This window comes from Crocosphaera sp. Alani8, assembly GCF_038442745.1.
Classification (GTDB): domain Bacteria; phylum Cyanobacteriota; class Cyanobacteriia; order Cyanobacteriales; family Microcystaceae; genus Crocosphaera.
This window is the reverse complement of sequence record NZ_JARVCN010000476.1, coordinates 1-19,155: the sequence shown is the minus strand read 5'-3', so window position 1 is coordinate 19,155 and position 19,155 is coordinate 1. Positions and strand designations below refer to the sequence as shown.

The 19,155-nt window shown below is 39.8% G+C and carries 16 protein-coding genes and 1 pseudogene; 9 read left to right on the top strand and 8 right to left on the bottom strand.

The annotated features are described in order from the left end of the window. Positions 1–48: 48 nt before the first annotated feature. From P9B04_RS23525 to P9B04_RS23510, 4 genes and pseudogenes are all read right to left on the bottom strand, one after another. Positions 49–240, bottom strand: a pseudogene (locus P9B04_RS23525) (bifunctional hydroxymethylpyrimidine kinase/phosphomethylpyrimidine kinase); the annotation flags it as partial. 47 nt (positions 241–287) lie between these two features. Continuing rightward, a complete protein-coding gene (locus P9B04_RS23520; protein WP_342057385.1) occupies positions 288–1,505 on the bottom strand; it encodes an ABC transporter permease in 1,218 nt (405 codons plus the stop codon). 100 nt (positions 1,506–1,605) lie between these two features. Beyond that, complete coding sequence (locus P9B04_RS23515; RefSeq protein ID WP_342057384.1) at positions 1,606–2,811, bottom strand: glycosyltransferase family 4 protein; 1,206 nt, start codon at positions 2,809–2,811, stop codon at positions 1,606–1,608. Positions 2,812–2,883: 72 nt separating this feature from the next. Continuing rightward, positions 2,884–3,381, bottom strand: a complete 498-nt coding sequence (locus tag P9B04_RS23510; RefSeq protein WP_342057383.1) for a hypothetical protein — start codon at positions 3,379–3,381, stop codon at positions 2,884–2,886. A 342-nt stretch (positions 3,382–3,723) separates the two neighbouring features. On the opposite strand from P9B04_RS23510, the gene P9B04_RS23505 reads away from it, so the two are divergent. Further along, positions 3,724–5,196 (top strand): leucyl aminopeptidase, encoded by a 1,473-nt coding sequence (locus tag P9B04_RS23505; protein WP_342057382.1) that lies wholly within the window; start codon positions 3,724–3,726, stop codon positions 5,194–5,196. A 197-nt stretch (positions 5,197–5,393) separates the two neighbouring features. Here P9B04_RS23505 and P9B04_RS23500 read toward each other — a convergent pair whose 3' ends face one another. Next, on the bottom strand, positions 5,394–7,079 hold the full coding sequence (locus P9B04_RS23500; RefSeq protein ID WP_342057381.1) for a glycoside hydrolase family 13 protein: 1,686 nt from the start codon (positions 7,077–7,079) through the stop codon (positions 5,394–5,396). 235 nt (positions 7,080–7,314) lie between these two features. On the opposite strand from P9B04_RS23500, the gene P9B04_RS23495 reads away from it, so the two are divergent. Continuing rightward, complete coding sequence (locus P9B04_RS23495) at positions 7,315–9,741, top strand: GH116 family glycosyl hydrolase (protein ID WP_342057380.1); 2,427 nt, start codon at positions 7,315–7,317, stop codon at positions 9,739–9,741. Here P9B04_RS23495 and P9B04_RS23490 read toward each other — a convergent pair. Further along, positions 9,720–10,805, bottom strand: a complete 1,086-nt coding sequence (locus tag P9B04_RS23490) for a Get3/ArsA fold putative tail anchor-mediating ATPase NosAFP (RefSeq protein WP_342057379.1) — start codon at positions 10,803–10,805, stop codon at positions 9,720–9,722. The genes P9B04_RS23495 and P9B04_RS23490 overlap by 22 nt on opposite strands. 85 nt (positions 10,806–10,890) lie before the next feature. Then, positions 10,891–11,085 (bottom strand): cytochrome b6f subunit PetP, encoded by a 195-nt coding sequence (gene petP / locus P9B04_RS23485; protein WP_342057378.1) that lies wholly within the window; start codon positions 11,083–11,085, stop codon positions 10,891–10,893. Between the two features lie 168 nt (positions 11,086–11,253). On the opposite strand from petP, the gene P9B04_RS23480 reads away from it, so the two are divergent. The 7 genes from P9B04_RS23480 to htpG all read left to right on the top strand — a co-directional run bounded on the left by P9B04_RS23480 (position 11,254) and on the right by htpG (position 18,559). Continuing rightward, a complete protein-coding gene (locus P9B04_RS23480) occupies positions 11,254–12,060 on the top strand; it encodes an ABC transporter permease (RefSeq protein WP_342057377.1) in 807 nt (268 codons plus the stop codon). A 7-nt stretch (positions 12,061–12,067) separates the two neighbouring features. Beyond that, entirely contained in the window at positions 12,068–12,838 is a 771-nt protein-coding gene (locus P9B04_RS23475) for an ABC transporter ATP-binding protein (RefSeq protein ID WP_342057376.1), read from the top strand. Continuing rightward, positions 12,835–13,767, top strand: coding sequence for an NAD-dependent epimerase/dehydratase family protein (locus tag P9B04_RS23470; protein ID WP_342057375.1), 933 nt, complete (start codon positions 12,835–12,837; stop codon positions 13,765–13,767). The genes P9B04_RS23475 and P9B04_RS23470 overlap by 4 nt, the downstream gene beginning before the upstream one ends. A 162-nt stretch (positions 13,768–13,929) precedes the next feature. Beyond that, positions 13,930–14,778 (top strand): photosystem I biogenesis protein BtpA, encoded by an 849-nt coding sequence (gene btpA, locus P9B04_RS23465; RefSeq protein WP_342057374.1) that lies wholly within the window; start codon positions 13,930–13,932, stop codon positions 14,776–14,778. A gap of 48 nt (positions 14,779–14,826) precedes the next feature. Next, entirely contained in the window at positions 14,827–15,813 is a 987-nt protein-coding gene (locus P9B04_RS23460; protein ID WP_342057373.1) for a vitamin K epoxide reductase family protein, read from the top strand. A gap of 177 nt (positions 15,814–15,990) precedes the next feature. Then, positions 15,991–16,422, top strand: coding sequence for a beta-carboxysome assembly chaperone CcmS (gene ccmS, locus P9B04_RS23455; protein ID WP_342057386.1), 432 nt, complete (start codon positions 15,991–15,993; stop codon positions 16,420–16,422). A 142-nt stretch (positions 16,423–16,564) separates the two neighbouring features. Beyond that, positions 16,565–18,559, top strand: coding sequence for a molecular chaperone HtpG (gene htpG / locus P9B04_RS23450; RefSeq protein ID WP_342057372.1), 1,995 nt, complete (start codon positions 16,565–16,567; stop codon positions 18,557–18,559). 249 nt (positions 18,560–18,808) lie between these two features. Here the strand turns inward: htpG and P9B04_RS23445 are convergent, their stop codons facing one another. Then, the gene (locus P9B04_RS23445) at positions 18,809–19,024 is read right to left on the bottom strand and encodes a hypothetical protein (protein WP_287139189.1); all 216 of its coding nucleotides are present in this window, start codon (positions 19,022–19,024) and stop codon (positions 18,809–18,811) included. Positions 19,025–19,155 lie beyond the last annotated feature (131 nt).

Here is a 19,155-nt window from a genome sequence, read left to right as displayed (position 1 = left end):
ATCATTTTAAACAGATTTTTTCCAGGCTTTTTTCTAACATTCAACATTTCTGGCTTTTATCAAGTCTGTAGCTACTTCTTGAACTTGATTGACTCCTACAGTGTTTTGAGCCGTAATACAGGTAATAACACTGGCTCCATGAACACAATGAAAAGCAAAAGTTTTTAAGTCAGCTTGAACTCCTGCACCTCCTCCGCTATCCGATCCAGCAATAGTTAAAGCGATATTAGAAAAAACCATTATTGATTTTGAACAACTCTACTCCGATTGTAACAGTATTTCTTTAACTAATAATTTTTTAAGGCAATAATAGGGTCTAATTTTGCAGCTTGTTGTGCAGGAAGAACACCAGAAAATAGACCTATTCCACTGGAAACTGTAACAGAAATAAAAATAGAAGGAATGGAGATACTCGTTGCCAGAGAGAAGAAAACATCAGCAATAATTACTCCGCCAAAACCAACTCCAATTCCGATCAAACTGCCGCAACATCCCAAGAGGATTGCTTCTAGAATGAATTGGCGTAAAATATCTTTTTGGGTTGCTCCTAATGCTTTTCTAAGTCCAATTTCTCCCGTTCTTTCTTTGACCGAAACTAACATAATGTTCATCACACCAATACCACCGACTAAGAGAGAAATAATGGCGATCGCTCCTAACATTTGTTTTAATTCTGCATTCGTTTTTTCCGCCATATTTAGTAAAGAATTTTGGGAAAAAATCTTAATATCCTGTTCCCGATTTGAGCCGTGGCGTAATAACATTAAATTTTTAACTTGAAACTCAATATTGTCTACACTTTCTTTATCTTTTGCCAATAAAGAAATGGTACTTAAAGAAATTCCATAGGGAGAATTTGAGCCTCTTAATTGATGTTGGGCAGTGGTTATAGGAACAATAACTTTATTGTCTTGATTGGAGTCAAATAAAGCACCTTTTTGGGCCAATGTACCAACAACTTCAAAGGTGGTATTTTTGATTCTAATTTGTTTTCCAATGGGATTTTTACTCTTAAACAGTCTTTCTACAATTTCCGTCCCTAACACCACAACCCTTCTATTTCGTTGAACATCAATTTTATTAATAAAACGCCCTTTTTCTAGCTCATAGTTTCTGACAGGAAGATAGTCGGAAGTTGTTCCCACAATCGAGTTATCAAGAATTTTATCTTGATAAGTAATTAACTGTTTAACGTGAATCTCTGGGGCAATATTAGTTAGATTAGGGATTAATTTATCTATCACTTCTGCATCTTCTAATAAAAGAGGTTTAGCATCAGATGATACTGCCCGTCTTCTACGTGAAGCAGATAAACTAAGGAATAAAACATTTGGTCCAAGAGCTTCAAATTGCTCTGCGGTTGCCTTTCTAGCTCCTTCTCCTACTGCAACCATCCCAATAACCGAAGCGTTGCCAATAACAATTCCCAGCATGGTTAAACTGCTACGAAGTTTATGGGATAAGAGGGCAAATGTGGCCATTTGAAAATGATCTGCAAGTTTCATAATGCTTATATTTGATTCTTATTCCACCTAGTATAAATTAATGTTGGCTAATCTTAAGTGTTTTTACCCTCTTGACATTAAAAATTGGACTTGTTAAAGACTACTTATTGTAAATCCACTGGATGTGTTCGAGCAGTAGGCGAGATAAATCGTACCTTTCTTGGATTGTTTCCCTTGCTTTCACCCTTAAAGTAGCCATTTTATCGGGATGATCCAAAACTTCTTCTATCCTTTCAACTATTCTATCGATGGCAAAAAAATCAACCAATAAACCATTAACTCCATCTTCTATTACTTCCTCAACCGGAGGAGTTTTTGAACCCAAAACTAAACCCCCTGTGGCCATAACTTCTAACATAGACCAAGACAGAACAAAAGGACGGGTTAAATAAACATGAACCGATCCAGCTTGAATCACTTGTAAATATTCACCATAGGGCAATAATCCCGTAAAATGTAAACGGGATAAATCGTAATCGAATGTTTCTAACATTAACTGTTTGTAGCTTTTGCCATCTGGTAGCGATCGCCCATAAGCTACCCGTTCTTCTCCCACAATAACAACATGACAATGGGGACGTTTTTTTAACAGAATAGAAACCGCTTCCATAAACTGAGGAAATCCTCTATAGGGTTCCATTCCTCTCGCTACATAAGTAACAATTTCATCTACTTCTGATAAATCTAGTTCACCCTTTTTTAAAACTAATTTTGCTCCAGGTTTGGGTTGAAAATAGTTAGTATCTACCCCATCGTGACGCACGGTAAGTTTAGAATGAAATTCTGGGGGAAACTGTTGTCTTTGCCAATAAGTAGGGCATAAACCACGATCGCAGCTATACAAATCCGTCAATATGGGTGTATTTTTAATACGAATACGGGCTTCATCGTCTGCTGTTAGAGGTTCTTTGGGATCAAAATCTGCATCGGTTCCGTGAGCGTGATAAAACCACTCAAAAAAACACAATAACTCCGCTTTAGGAAAAATGTCTTTAATAAATAGAGTAGGTCCCCACCCAGAATGACCATATACTACATTTGGGATAAACCTTTCTTTTTTTAACTGTTCGGCCAGACGGTAAACCGCTTGTCCTTGGAGTACAGCATTTTCTAAATTTCTTACATAGTGATGGGTTTCGGGACGAGCTTGGCGAGAAGGGGTATAGATCGCTTTAGAAACCCCCTGAATCGCCCCTTCTTTGCGCTTTGTGCCAAAGACAACCCTGTTTTTAGAATTTTTAGCCAAAGCAGTTGCTAAGTGGCGGAATTGTGCAGGGAAATTGGGATGCAAAAATAGAATATTCAACTTCTACTTATTGGATAAAAAATAGTCTAGAACTTAGTTCTAGACTATAACCAAAACGAAAATAAAATCAAGTTATTGAACCCGTGGAACCTTTACCTCAGATGCCATATCTTTAAAGTTACCTAAACTGGGACCAGGACGACGACGAGGGGTAGAAATCATATAAAACTTAGTAGCGAATTCTACTTCTTTGGGTTCTTCTTTTTGAGCAACCTGACCATTGTTGGCATCAGGAGAAGTCTCTATAATTTCTGTTTCTACTCCTTCATTTTTAACTGCCTTCTTAATGAATTTTCTCTTTGTTTTTACTGCCTTGGGTGCAGCTTCAGGCTGAGGTGTTTCTGTGGAAGATTCAGGGGTGGCAACTCCCTCAGTAGGAGTATCTTCTTGCTTAGACTCAGACGGAGAAGGATTGTTGGTTTCGTCCAATTCTAAAGAAGATTCAGGGGTGGCAACCGCCTCAGTAGGAGTATCTTCTTGCTTAGACTCAGACGGAGAAGGATCATTGGTTTCGTCCAATTCTAAAAAGAATTTCTCTTTTTTGGCACCGCCCAGTAGTTTTTTTAACATTGTTTTTAATCTCCCAAAAGGTAAATTAGTAAGTAACTGAGTTTGTGAAAATATATCTCTAAGAAATACTGTAAATACACACCATTTTGCCCATTCTTAAGGTAATGGCTTGCCCTAACCGATTAACGAACCCGTTTAAGCCTGTTTTTACTTGTTCCTAACAATCATCAAGCCAGATTTGGTAACCTTTTGCAATAATTTTTAACAAAACTTAACAATTGAATTAATCTTTCTCCTGGTTCAACCCCTGTGAACGATACATGGCAACTTCAGATGAAATCCCTACAAACACAGTAAAATTAAGGGAGGTTTATTTTAGAGAGACACTTGAGAACAATAGATATGGATATTCGTGGAACCCATACCCCACTATTAGATTGGAGTGGAGATGCGATCGCCTTGGGTTTGTTTGAAAACGAAACAGCCTTGACTGGTGAATTAAGCCAGTTAAACGAAAAAACTGGGGGAATCCTGGCAGAATTAATCGAAGAAGCGGAATTTGAAGGTAAATCCGGCAGCAAAGCTGTTACCCGCCTTGGAAGTGGTAGCCCCATTCGTAAGTTAATCCTAGTGGGTTTAGGGAAAAAAGATCAATTAAGCCTAGATACCCTGCGCTTAGGGGCTGCAGTTGTGGCCCGTGTTGGTAAACAAGAAAAAGCCAAAAGCTTAGGAATTAGTTTTCCTGCAGTTAACGAAGATAAGGAAAAAACCACCGCAGCCATAGCAGAAGGAATCATCCTCTCTTTACATCAAGATAATCGTTTTAAGTCTGAACCCGAAGATAAACCATCAAAGCTAGAAACCATAGACATTTTGGGCTTTGGGGAACAAAAAGAAGCAATTAATCAAGCTCAAACCCTGGCATCTGGAGTTATTTTGGCACGGGAATTAGTAGCTGCCCCGGCTAATAGCATCGATCCCGTTACCTTCGCTGAAACCGCCCAAACCTTAGCCACAGACTACGGTTTAGAGATCGAGATTTTAGAACAAGAAGAATGTGAAAAACGAGGAATGGGGGCATTTTTAGGAGTAGCCAAAGCCTCAGACTTACCGCCAAAATTTATCCATTTAACCTATAAACCCACAGTCACCCCCAAACGGAAACTAGCGATCGTCGGTAAAAGTTTAACCTTTGACTCCGGCGGTTTAAACATAAAAGGAGCAGGTAGCGGCATCGAAACCATGAAAATGGATATGGGAGGCGGTGCAGCAACTTTAGGAGCAGCCAAAGCTATCGCTCAATTAAAACCCGATGTGGAAGTTCATTTTGTTTGTGCCGCCACAGAAAACATGATTAGCGGCAGAGCAATGCACCCAGGAGACATTTTAACCGCCTCCAATGGCAAAACTATCGAGGTAAATAACACAGATGCTGAGGGACGTTTAACCTTAGCTGATGCTTTGGTGTTTGCCGAACAATTGGAAGTAGATGCGATCGTCGATCTAGCAACCTTAACCGGTGCCTGTATTGTAGCTTTAGGCAATAACATTTCTGGGTTGTGGAGTACGGATGAAACCCTTACGGAACAAATCACAACCGCCTCAGAAGCAGCCGGAGAAAAATTCTGGGTGATGCCGATGGAAGAAAAGTATTTTGAGGGTTTAAAGTCTCCCATTGCAGACATGAAAAACACTGGGCCTAGAGCCGGAGGTTCCATTACTGCAGCCTTATTCTTAAAACAGTTTATCAAAGAAACCCCTTGGGCCCATTTAGATATTGCAGGACCCGTTTGGGCCGACAAAGAAAGCGGTGTTAATAACGCTGGTGCAACCGGTTTTCCTGTAAGAACGCTGGTTAACTGGGTATTAGGTTAATATCTGGCGAGTTTGGGCAATATGCTCACTGGGGTGATAGTTACTGGTTAGCAGTGAACAGTGAACAGAGATAACCAGTAACTGTTCACTGCTCACTGCCTCCTGCCTTCTGCCTTAAAGCTAAAGACTCTGTCCCTTACTAGTATGGTAATTGCTATAGTCGTTTTTAATAATTAGTATCACATCACTCATTAAGATTAATTATCTCTCCTTAATACAGAAACTTCAAACGGTTGTAAAGTAGAAGGCAAATCGATAATTTTACCCACTTTTCTTTGATTAGAGACTAATACTTCCCATGTGTTAGGGGCAATATATTCGTCTACAGTTAGCTCTTTTTCATAGGAAAAATTAATGAGAACTAAGACGGTTTCTTCTTTTGTTTTTCGGGTATAAGCTAAATGTTCATAGGGGTAATGAATTAAGGTATTCCAACTACCAAATCTCAACGCTTTGGTCTTTTTTCTAGCTTTAATTAACTGCCTATAAAAGTTAAGTAATGAGTCAGGTTCTTTTAATTCTTTTTCTACATTTTTGTCTATATAATTTTCATTAACTGGAAGCCAAGGATCAACCTCTTTTCCAAAGCTAAACCCTGCATTAATAGAATCATCCCATTGCATCGGCGTTCTTGCCCCATCCCTTGGCGGTGGTAACTCCCCACTTTCGCTTTTTACAATTGCTTTATCTTTGATTTGATCCGAAGGGATATCTACATTATCCACCATCCCAATCTCTTGACCATAATATAAAAAGGGAGTACCACGAATAGTTAACAAAATAGCAGCAGATGCTTGAGCAATACCCAATGGATTAGTACACAAACTACACTCGATCCAACGAGATAAATGTCTAGGAATATCGTGGTTATCTAAAAAGTATGTCGGCCAAGCTTCTGGAGGGGTAATCAGTTCTTTTTTAGCAATTTCCCGTTGTAAATAACCAGGATACCAAGGACTAAAAGGAAATTCAAACGTAAAAGCAAGGTGTAACTCATCATTATTAACCCCATAAAACATAGTAGAATCATAGAGACGATTATCGATAAAAGTTTCCCCAATTAGTACCCGTTCGTCGTATTGATCAACTAAACTTCTAATCTCTCGGATTATTTGATGATTTTCGGGTAAATTTTTATCATACAAATGGTGTTGATTGTTGTAGTTATTCTTGTCGGTTGCTCCAAATTTTACGGGGTTATAACGATAGTATTTATCCTTACTATAGACACTAGATGCATCTAATCTAAACCCATCAACCCCTCGTTCTAACCAAAAACGAATGACATTAAAAATAGCTTGCTTTACCTTTGGATTTCCCCAGTTTAAATCTGGTTGATTCTGGTTAAAAGTATGATAATAATATTGATCTCTCTCGGAGTTGAATTTCCAACCAGTTCCCCCAAAATAGGATAACCAATTATTAGGAACTCCTCCATCTGGGGCAGGATCTTGCCAATGATACCAATCGCTTTTAGGATTATCCCGACTACTACTAGATTCTAGAAACCAACTATGTTGATTCGAGGTATGATTAACCACTAAATCTAAAATAATTTTAATTCCTCTCTGATGAGATTCTCGTAACAAGATATCAAAATCTTCTAAGGTTCCAAATGTCTTACTAATATCGTAATAATTACTAACATCGTAGCCATTATCGATCATCGGAGATTGATTAATAGGAGATAACCAAATAGCATCAATTCCCAAAGAAGTTTTACTATTAGGATCACCATCGTTAAGATAATCTAACTTTTTAATAATGCCCTGCAAATCTCCAATTCCATCCCCATCGCTGTCAGCAAAAGTTAAAGGATAAATTTGATAAATAACGCCGGTTTCCCACCACTTTCTATTATTAGAATTGTTACTTTTTCCCATTTTACAATTATTTCCTGACTAAAATTTATACACAATCTGTCCATATCAGGAGTGTCAAACACCTATGATCTGGTCAAAAAAGACCTAACTCCTAACTCCTAACACCGAACTCACTTTGTAGAGTATCACTCAACAACTCAATATAGCCTTTCTCAGACTCATGGGATACACCTCTAACTCCTGACTCCTAAAACTAAAAAACTGTGTGAACCCGTTATATCCTAAAATTGATTTCATGAAGAGTTTATTTTCCCTCCCAAACATCCCCTCTTGTGCTTGGAAACGTCCCATCGGTCAAGGATGGGATAATCCCTACACAGTGCGCTATGCTAGTAACTTAGACGATGGTCCTTGGCACGGAATGCCCCTCGGTGGGTTTGGTGCTGGTTGTATTGGGCGATCGCCTCGTGGTGATTTTAACCTCTGGCATTTGGATGGGGGTGAACACATTTTTAAGACTATTCCCTCTTGTCAATTTAGTATTTTTGAACAACTAGAAGATGGTACAGCCCAAGCTTATGCTTTAGCAACAGAACCCCCAGAGGATAAAACCCTATCCCGTTGGGCTTGGTATCCTCAAGAAAAGGGAACCTATTCTGCACTTTATCCCTGTAGTTGGTATCAATATGAAGGAGTTTTTCAATCAGAAATAATTTGTGAACAGTTTTCTCCTATTATTCCCAATAACTATCAAGAAACCAGCTATCCTCTAGGGGTATTTGAATGGACTATAAAAAACCCCACAGATAAACCTATTACCCTCAGTATTATGCTTACTTGGCAAAATATTGTCGGCTGGTTTACTAATGCTATTAAATCCCCAGAAATTAAGGTTAGGGACGATGGTAGTCCTGAGTACGAATATCAACCGAGATGGGGTCATAGTACAGGAAACTTTAATCAATGGATACAAGATAATTTTCGAGTGGGTTTTATTCTGAATAGATTACAACCCCACGAACAAGTTCAAGAAGGGGAAGGACAGATTTGTATTGCTAGTGTTACTAATCCCAGTGTGGAGGTTTTTTATCTGGGAAAATGGAATCCTGATGGCGATGGATCTGAGGTTTGGGATCATTTTGCCATGAACGGATCTTTGCCAGATCAAGAGGATGAAACACCGGCTGAACCTGGGGAACAAATAGCTACGGCTATGGCTATTCGTTTTACAATCAAACCCGGGAAAGTAAAAAAGATTCCCTTCATTTTAGCTTGGGATTTACCAGTAACAGAATTTGCCCAAGGTGTTGAATATTATCGTCGTTATACTGACTTTTTCGGTCGCAATGGTCAAAACGGTTGGGCAATAGTTAGAACTGCTCTAAAGCATTCCGATGTTTGGCGAGAAAAAGTAGAAGAATGGCATAACTCCATTTTAAATCAGGAAAATTTGCGCGACTGGTTAAAGATGGCTTTGTTCAACGAACTATACTTATTAACCGATGGGGGAACTCTTTGGACATCAGCTTCCGAAACCGATCCAGTAGGACAATTTGGTGTCTTAGAATCTATGGATTATCGTTGGTATGAAAGTTTAGATGTCAGGTTATATGGATCGTTTGGGTTACTGATGTTATGGCCTCGTTTAGAAAAGGCAGTTATGGAAGCTTTTGCTAGGTCAATTCCTAGTAAAGACGATACCATTAGAATTATTGGTTATAACCAAGCAGAAGGGTTACGAAAAGCTCAAGGAGCAACACCTCATGATTTAGGTGCGCCTAACGAACATCCTTGGGAAAAAACCAACTACACAAGCTATCAAGATTGTAATCTTTGGAAGGATTTAGGGAGCGATTTTGTTTTACAAGTTTACCGAGATTTTTTATTAACTGGGTCAGAAGATATCGAGTTTTTATGGGAATGTTGGGCTGCAGTTCAAGATACCTTGAATTACCTCAAAGAATTCGACTTAGATAACGATGGTATTCCCGAAAATTCTGGCGCACCTGATCAAACATTTGATGACTGGGAATTACGGGGAATTAGTGCTTATTGCGGTGCATTATGGATCGCGGCCTTAGAAGCTGCTATCAAGATAGGAAAAGTATTAATAGAAAACCCGGCTAATAATTCAGCATTACAACCCACAGAGTATCCCGAAGCTATTGAAAAAGAACTGGATAAATACAATAATTGGTTACAACAATCTCGCTCTATTTATCACTCCACTTTATGGAACGGACAATACTATAAACTGGATAGTGAAAGTGGTTCCGATGTGGTGATGGCTGATCAATTATGCGGTCAATTTTACGCCCGCTTATTGCAGTTACCCGATGTGGTAGAAGAAGAATATACCCGATCAGCTTTGCATAAGGTTTATGAAGCTTGTTTTTTGAAGTTTCAAAACGGAAAATATGGGGCAGCTAATGGCATGAAACCAGACGGTACACCAGAAGATCCTAATTCAACCCATCCCCAAGAAGTTTGGACAGGAATCAATTTTGGTTTAGCCTCATTTCTAATACAAATGGGAATGAAAGATGAAGCATTACAATTAACCGAAGCTGTGGTCAAACAGGTGTACGAAAACGGTTTACAGTTTCGCACCCCCGAAGCTATTACCGCAGTAGGAACCTATCGCGCTTGTCATTACCTCAGAGCGATGGCTATTTGGGGTGTTTATCATCAGTTGGAGAATCAGAGAGAAACGATTAAGTAACTATTCTGGAACTTTGCCCCTTTCACCGATTGTCCGGCTAAAGATGGGGGGAGTTCCACGTTACGGCGTTGATCTCCTGCCTCAATGGTCAATTCTGGACCGTACTGGGTTAACTTGACCTGTTTCTTGTCAAACCCAGGTAAAAACACCTTAACTTGACGGTTAGCTACATCGACAATGAGGGGTTTAGGTGCTTGAGAGTCCCCTAAAAATTGCGGTAAAGACTCCATTAAAGGTTGCCAGTTACTAGACTCCATTTTGGGTACAGAAGAGAGGTTTAAGGGGTCAAATTCTTCTGCTAACGAAGCCGTTTGACCTTGGTTGACGATGACACCTCGAACCGATAAACCTACTTGTTGCGCCCCACCCCAATAATATTTAGAGGCTGCGATCGCTGTAGGATCTCCTGTGGTCACCAAGTAAGCTGCTACTCGGTTAGGATCTGCTAAAGCCGCTTTTCCAGACTTTAAAATATCGTTAGCAGGAGTATCTTTGAGATCGTCAGCACTCCAGGAAACATTTAAAACCGCGCTGGTGATGGGTTGTACAAACGGAGCGAGGGTTTTCCCCACATCCGACTCCATTAACACTTCTTGAAACCGACGCACGTACCAACTCATTATCTCTGGAATGCTAAACATTCTCAGTGTGCTAGACGCGCTGTCTCCGTCATAAACAATGACATCATACTCCTTGCTTTCCTCGTATTCCCGTAGAGCATCGAGAGCCAAAGCTCCATCCATTCCCGGTAATACCCCCAACTCTTGGCCGTAAACATTCTTTAGAGTTGGCGATCGCAAATATTGAGATTCTAAGTCTTTGACATCTTCCCATCTTTTTGACAGCATTTGGGCTGATTGTAGAGCCATTCCCTTGAGATTAGGCTCGATATCTGTGGGAGTTCCCTCTAAAGTTGTTCCCCATAACTTCTGTAACACTGGACTAGCATCTTGAGATAGAAACAAGACCCGAGAGCCTCCAGCAGCCAATTTTTTAGCAGCAGCGATGGCCACTGTAGAACAACCGCTACCGCCTTTGCCCAAGAAGGTTAAAATCAAAGCCATAAGTTATCAAAAATATTTTTAATTAGTCATCATAACAACTTAGCAAGGGCTTAACATTTTTAAGCCCTCCGTTATTTTAACTTTGCTAATCAATTGGTTTGAGTTCATCATCAAAAAACCAAGTTTCGGTTTTATCAGGAAACTCTACTATAGCACCGACTCCACTGCCGTCAGTCATCTTAAATTCCTTGATAGTACCTTCCCTACCAAGTTTATCAACAACCTGTCCCGAAACGCGATCACGAAGACGGATCACTTTAACTTTTTGCCCGATTTCCATGGCCAAACTTACTAACACATTAATTAACCATCCCCCAGTTTAGCCGAATTCGGGCCACTCTTAACGGTTAAAATTTTCTTAAATAATCGGGAACAACTCGACAAAACTATCTGACATTTAATACAATACTCCATTAAATTTGTAATTTTTTGGTATTGATAACCTATTATGACCTTATCCCTAAAAGCCAGCCTTCAAGGAGCGTCAGTCAGACGATACCTGGAATTACTGCAAATATTGGTAGAAAGAAACTTAAAAGGACGGTATCGAGGCTCGTTTTTGGGGGTGTACTGGTCGCTACTAAATCCCCTGATTATGACGGGGTTGTATGCAGCTATTTTTGGGACAGCCTTTGCCCAATATTATAATAATTCGACCTTTAACTATATTTTGGCCGCTTTTACTGGCTTAATTGTCATCAATTTTTTTTCTGCTTCCACCAATCAAGCTTTGGCCAGTGTGGTAGGTAACGGATCTTTGTTGAATAAGGTTCGTTTACCCATAACCATTTTTCCTGTTTCGATGATAGTGGCCAATATTTTTCAATTTGTTATGGGGCCGCTACCCTTATTAGCCATCGTCACCCTAATTATCTGTAAGAATCCTATTAATGTCATTGCTTTGATATTTCCTTTGGTAGCTCTTAGTTTAGTATGTACAGGAGTAGGATTTTTAGTGAGTGCGATGTACGTTTTTTTTCGAGATTTACCTTATTTTTACGAGCTAGTTTGTTTTGTTCTTTGGATTAGCTCCCCTGTATTTTATCCGGCTGAAATTGTTCCCAGTTCGGTGAAATCTCTCTTACTCCTCAACCCGCTAATTCCCATTATTGAAAGTATCCGCCAGATATCTTTATCCGGTGCTTTACCCGATGTAACCTTAATTTTACATTCATTTTTTAATGGTTTTATCCTTTTGGTGCTAGGCTGGATTTGTTTCCGCTCCTGGCAAAAAAACTTTATGGACTTGCTCTAAAGGTTAAATGGTAGAAGCAATTAGACTCGATCACGTTTCCCTCTGGCGTAGAACCCAAGAGGAGTTTTCTTATGACTTGAAGAAAACAATCTTATCTATGTTAGAGGGAAAATACCGTCAACCCTCAAGAAAATTGATTCTTGATCGCATTGATTTGACGGTTAATGCCGGAGAGAAAATCGGTATCATTGGGGCCAACGGTTCAGGAAAGTCAACCTTACTCAAGGTTATAACTGGCATTTTGCAGCCCACGTCCGGCAAAATTAGAGTTAGGGGAGAAATCGCTCCTTTAATCGAATTAGGGGCAGGTTTCGATGGAGACTTGTCCGTTACTGATAATATAATCCTTTATGGGGTGATGTTAGGCTTCCCTCGTCATGAGATGGAAGATCGTGTCACCTCAATCTTAGAGTTTGCGGATTTAAAGGACTATCGCCTAGCTCCAGTAAAGTCCCTTTCATCAGGGATGACCGCCCGTTTAGGCTTTTCCATTGCCACCGATGTTGAACCTGATATATTGATTTTAGATGAAGTTTTATCCGTGGGAGATGAAAGCTTTAAACATAAGTGTACAAAACGGATGGATAAACTTTGGGGACACAACACCACTATTTTAGTTGTATCTCACGGATTGGAGTTTATTCAGCAAGCTTGTGAGCGCGTCATTTGGCTAGACCGGGGAAAGGTTCGCTTTATTGGGGACACAGACGAAGGCATTCATCGTTATCTTATCTCCGTTCAAGAAAATTCAACACTAGAATTACACAATCATCTATGAAAATTTTAATCACGGGGGGAGCCGGTTACATTGGCTCCATTTTAGCCCCAACTCTATTGGCAAAAGGCTACGAAGTTACTGTATTAGACAGTTTTATGTTCGGTCAAAATAGCTTAGCAGACTGCTGTCAGTACGACACTTTTAACGTGGTACGTGGGGACTGTCGTAATCAATCTCTGATCAGAGAATTACTCCAAGACGCTGATGTAATAATTCCTTTAGCCGCTTTGGTGGGTGCGCCTTTGTGTGGTCGGGACGAGGTAGGAACCCGAACGATCAATTACGAAGCAGTGAAGATGATTTGTGATCTGGCCAGTCCCCAACAGCGAATTTTAATGCCGGTGACTAACAGTGGTTACGGTATTGGAGAAAGTGGTAAATTTTGTACCGAGGAATCTCCCTTACGCCCCATTTCCCTCTATGGAACCACCAAGGTAGAAGCAGAAAAGGCGGTTTTAGAGCGAGAAAATAGCATGACGTTTAGGCTGGCCACTGTGTTTGGAATGTCCCCTAGAATGCGGGTAGATCTTCTGGTGAACGACTTTGTTTATCGCGCTTTTTACGATCGGGCCGTAGTCATTTTTGAAGGACATTTTAAAAGAAATTATATTCATATTCGAGATGTAGCTAAGGTGTTTGTTCATGGTATTGAGAATTTTGAAACCATGAAAGGCAAACCCTATAACGTTGGTTTAGAAGATGCCAACCTATCTAAGTTAGAATTATGCGCCGAAATTAAAAAGTATTTACCCAAATTTGTCTATTTAGAAGCCCCCATCGGTGAAGATCCCGATAAACGAGATTACATTGTTTCTAATGCTCGTATTCTCAAAACTGGATTTGAACCAGAATGGCCTTTAGGTCGAGGAATTAGAGAACTAATCAAGGGTTACACCATCCTACGTAATAGCGTATACTCAAACGTCTAACCATCTAGCAACAAAAGTTAGGTGTAAGAATGCTGGAAAACTAGTAGAAAACAATCACATTTTTTTCTTTTATGTCTCTTAGTTACCTCTATGAGATATAATGAAAAGTTGGAGCTAAATTCCAGACAGCATCAACCCCAGTGGATCGTTAGGTAGATAAGCGTGGACTTGACTCAAATATTTAACACGACCAACCCAGTTATTGGTGTTGTCCATCTTTTACCCTTACCCACCTCTCCTCGTTGGGGAGGGAGTTTAACAGCAGTAATCGAACGGGCAGAACAAGAAGCCACAGCCCTCGCAGCCGGGGGAGTTGATGGTATTATTGTAGAAAATTTTTTTGATGCTCCTTTTACCAAAGAAAAAGTCGATCCGGTGGTTATCAGTGCCATGACTTTGATTGTCGATCGCATCAAAAATCTGGTAGTGGTTCCTGTTGGGATCAATCTGCTCCGCAATGACGCTGTGGGGGCGATGGCCATCGCCTCTACTATCGAAGCCCAATTTATCCGTGTCAACGTCTTAACCGGCATTATGGCAACAGATCAGGGATTAATCGAAGGAAATGCCTACGAACTCCTCCGTTACCGCCGTAACTTAGATGTGGAAATAGCCATATTAGCCGATGTGTTAGTCAAACACGCTCGCCCTCTGGGAACCCCCAACTTAACCACCGCGGTACAAGATACCATCGAACGAGGATTGGCTGATGGGATTATTCTCTCAGGTTGGGCCACTGGCAGTCCTCCCAGTCTCGAAGATTTAGAACTGGCAACTGCGGCAGCCCAGGGAACCCCTGTGTTTATCGGGAGCGGTGCCAACTGGGATAACATTGGCAAATTAATGACGGCAGCGGATGGAGTGATTGTGGCCAGTTCTCTCAAACGCCAAGGCAAAATTACTGAAACTGTTGATCCCATTCGGGTTTCTCAGTTTGTCGAAGCAGCCAAAGAAATCAGTGCGTCTAAAGAAAAAACGAAATCTCAGCAACCTTTAAGGTTGAGATCCTAACCCCTTGCTAGAATCAGGAATAATAGATTACCTAATAAAAGAAAAATTATGAGTCGTATTAGTAGACGTTCTGTTCCTTGGATCCACCGTTGGTCCCGTCCTATGATCGGGGCGATCGCTATTGCAGGGGCTGTTCTGACTGCATATCTGACCATCACCAAACTAACTGGAGGGGAAGTAGTTTGTGGTGCCAGCGATGCAGCTAGCATGGCCAGTGGTTGTAAAGACGTTCTCAATAGTCCCTACGCCACGGTGTTTGGGTTACCTTTAAGTTTGTTTGGCTTTTTGGCTTATGGCAGTATGTCTGCTGCTTCTCTGGGACCTTTACTGATCCAACTGGAAGGCAAAAAAAGCTTTAGAAAACAACTCAATGAATGGACTTGGATGTTTTTGCTAGCCGGGGGAACATCGATGGCCGTGTTTAGCGGTTATCTGATGTACATTTTAGCTACAGAATTACAGTCTGTTTGTTACTATTGTATCGGCTCGGCCATTTTCTCCATAAGTTTAATGGGATTAAGTATTTTTGGTCGAGAATGGGAAGAAGGGGGTCAACTTTTCTTCATTCCTATTGTTGTCGCAATGATTACTTTGGTAGGAACTCTAGGAGCTTACGCCCATCTCAACCAGCCTACCAGTGCTGATGGTCGTATTTTCATCTCACAACCTAATACACAACCTAGACCCCCTTATGGTTGGGAAATTACCACGGAATCAGGGGCTGCTGAAATCGAGTTGGCCAAACACTTAACCTCCGTTGAGGCAAAAATGTACGGGGCTTTTTGGTGTCCTCACTGTTACGACCAAAAACAAGTTTTGGGTAAAGAGGCAGCTAAAGAAATTACTTACATCGAGTGCGCTGAGGGAGGCAACGATCCTCAACCGCAAGCCTGTGTCGCAGCTCAAGTTCAATCTTACCCTACTTGGGAAATTAACGGTCAACTCTTCCCAGGTGCGCAATTACCTGAAACCTTGGCTCAAGAGTCTGGTTACACTGGCCCACAGGAGTGGAAATACACTATTCCTGGACGTTAATTCTGTGAGGGGTTTAAGACATTTTAAACTCCTACAATAACCTGAGTTTGGTGTTCGGAGTTGAGTCTTTTTTTAGGAGATAATAGGGGTTTGAAACTAGTGATTTTGGCAAATTTTGTCTAGATTTGCCTACATCCAACTCAGGTTACAACAAGGAAAATTTAAGGTAAAAAAATGATGCAGTTTGGTGAGTCTGTTCCAGATAATTTAGAAAATCAATGGCGACATCAATTAGATCGTTTTGTCAGAGAAAATAGACAGGAATTGGCTGCTTTGGCTTGGGGTTTAAAAAAGGAATGGGAAAATGAGCAGGATGTATTAGGGATTGATTTGGAACCCGAACCCCATTTTATTCGTTGTACTCGTCAGTCCCTCGAAGAATTAAATCATAATGTTGAAGGAAAAATACAAGAAGTTTTAGGTATTTGTGACAACTATAACTATAACGAAGAAGTAGCCATGATTGCTATTAATCAAGGCCAAATAAAGTTGATTTATTATCAATGCGATCCCTTTCCTCCTGTGTGTTTTGAGGAAGCACAATTAGGTTTAGATAGTTTAATTGAACAACTGGAAACTACGATGAAATCTATCACATGGAAAGGATAATAGGCGGCACTCAAAACCAATAGGTTGAATAGTTGATGAGGGGGCATCCGATCAATTATCATAATAGTTAGCGTTGACCTATAGCTAAAGTTAAAACTATGGGTTACTGATTCGATGACAACGTTAACAACAAGGAAAAGCTATGACGGTACTGGAAAAAGGTAATATTACCATTCATACTGAGAATATTTTTCCCATTATTAAGAAGTCTCTCTACACCGATCACGAAATCTTCTTACGGGAATTAATCTCAAATGCAGTGGATGCTATTTCTAAACTAAAAATGGCTTCTTTAGCCGGGGAACTATCAGGGGATGTTCCTGAACCAGAAATTACTATTACGGTTGATAAGAGCAACAAAACTCTTTCTATCTATGATAACGGTATTGGCATGACCGTTGACGAGATCAAAAAATACATCAACCAAGTGGCTTTTTCTAGCGCAGAAGAGTTTGTTCAAAAATATCAAAAAGATGCCAATGATTTGATCGGACATTTTGGTTTAGGTTTCTATTCTGCTTTTATGGTAGCCAAACAGGTAGAAATCGATACTTTATCTTACAAAGAAGGATCACAAGCTATTCATTGGTCTTGCGATGGTTCCCCCGAGTTCCAGTTAACAGAATCGTCTCGATCGCAAATAGGAACAACGGTTACCCTAACTCTAATGGACGAAGAGGAGGAATACTCAGAACCCCAAAGAATTCGTCAATTAGTTAAAACTTATTCTGATTTCGTTCCTGTTCCTATTAAGTTCGAGAACGAAGCCATTAATCAACAGAAAGCACTCTGGAAACAATCCCCCCAAAATTTAAAGGATGAGGACTATTTAGAGTTTTATCGTTATCTCTATCCCTTCCAAGAAGATCCTTTATTGTGGGTACATTTAAACACGGATTATCCTTATCTTTTAAACGGGATTTTATACTTTCCTAAATTGCGCCCTGATGTTGATGTATCCCAAGGTCATATTAAACTGTTCTGTAATCAGGTTTTTGTTAATGACCACTGCGAAGAAATTATCCCAGAATTTTTAATGCCTTTACGGGGTGTTATTGATAGTCCTGATATTCCTTTAAACGTTTCTCGAAGTGCTTTAACCAATCATCGTACCGTTCGCAGTATTGCTAACCATATCGCCAAAAAGATAGCCGATCGCCTCAAATCTATCCATAACGAAACTCCAGAAGAATATATTAAATGTTGGCAAGATGTGGGAACATTTGTGAAGTATGGTTCTTTAAAGGATGATAAGTTCAAGAAACAGGTTGAGGATATTCTTATCTATAAAACCACTTACAAAGTGGATAAAGTAGCCGAAAAATCTGAGCCTGAAACCCCACAAGTACAAGTAGAAGGAGAAGGGGATCTTTGGGAAGATGTGGCCTCTAAGACAGACAATGAGGAAAAATTTAGTTACGAAAGCGAAGGTTATACCACTTTACCTTCTTACCTAGAACGTAACAAAGAGAGTCACGAAAACCGAGTCTTTTACTGTACCGATCCTGACACCCAAGCTACTTATGTGGAATTGTACAAAAATCAGGGATTAGAGATCCTATTTATGGACTCTTTCATCGATACTAATTACTTTATTCCTTTCCTAGAAAAAGAGTATTCAGAGGTTAAGTTTGCCCGTGTAGACGCGGAATTAGATGATACCTTAGTTCAACAAGATAAAGCGGATGAAATTGTTGATCCTAACACGAATAAAACCCGCAGCGATCAAATTAAGGAACTGTTCGAGAAAGCTTTAGATAATTCTAACGTCAACATCAAAACTCAGGCCTTAAAATCAGATGATCCTGAAACTACACCACCGGCGATGGTATTGTTACCAGAAGCAATGAGGCGTTTTCGCGAGATGATGGCTGCTTCTCAACAACAAGTGATGAACTTCCCAGAAGAACACGTTTTTGTTATTAATACAACCCATCCTTTGATCGAAAATATCTATCAATTAAGTCAGGGAAGTATTATCCAAGCAGGGGGTGATTCACCTTCAGCAGAAATGGCTAAAATATTGTGTCAACATATCTACGATTTAGCTTTAATAGCTCAAAAAGGACTCGATGGTGAGGGTATGAAGTCTTTTGTTGAACGATCCAATCAAGTATTAACTCGTTTGACAAAATAATTAGTAATTAGTATTTTATAGAAATAAGGTGGGCTGTGTTCACCTTATTTTTTTAGAATATTGCATATTATTAATGAAACCTACCAGAGAACAGCTTTTTAGAAGATTGACTAAGTTCCTGACAAAATTTTAAATAATCATCAGTGGAACTATAAAACTGTTGACAAGCTTTTTCAAGGGTTTGTCATTTAAATGTAATCACATCTTTAATATCAATAACACGACCCGACAAAATACTAACCGAGGAATTCATTGAAAATCTTTAATACAATTGAGTCTCAACTCCTGTTGAGTGTCAACTAAAATATGGGATATAGAGGGAGAATTAGTCTCAGTTTCATCAAGACTATCATCACAACAGTCTTCACCCCAAAGATCCATAAGTCGGTTTAAGTAATAGCTTTCTGGGGGAAAATTTGGTTGTTTAAAATTAGAGGAAGATTGATAAAATGGCTGATTATTCATGATGACAAGAAATGAATAAGTAAAAAAACGATGTGGATTATTTATATTGAATCCATAAGTGTTTGATAAATGGCACACAGTATCTTCTCAAAAAGCCAGGGGTCACTCGCTGCGAAAACTTAGGCCAAACA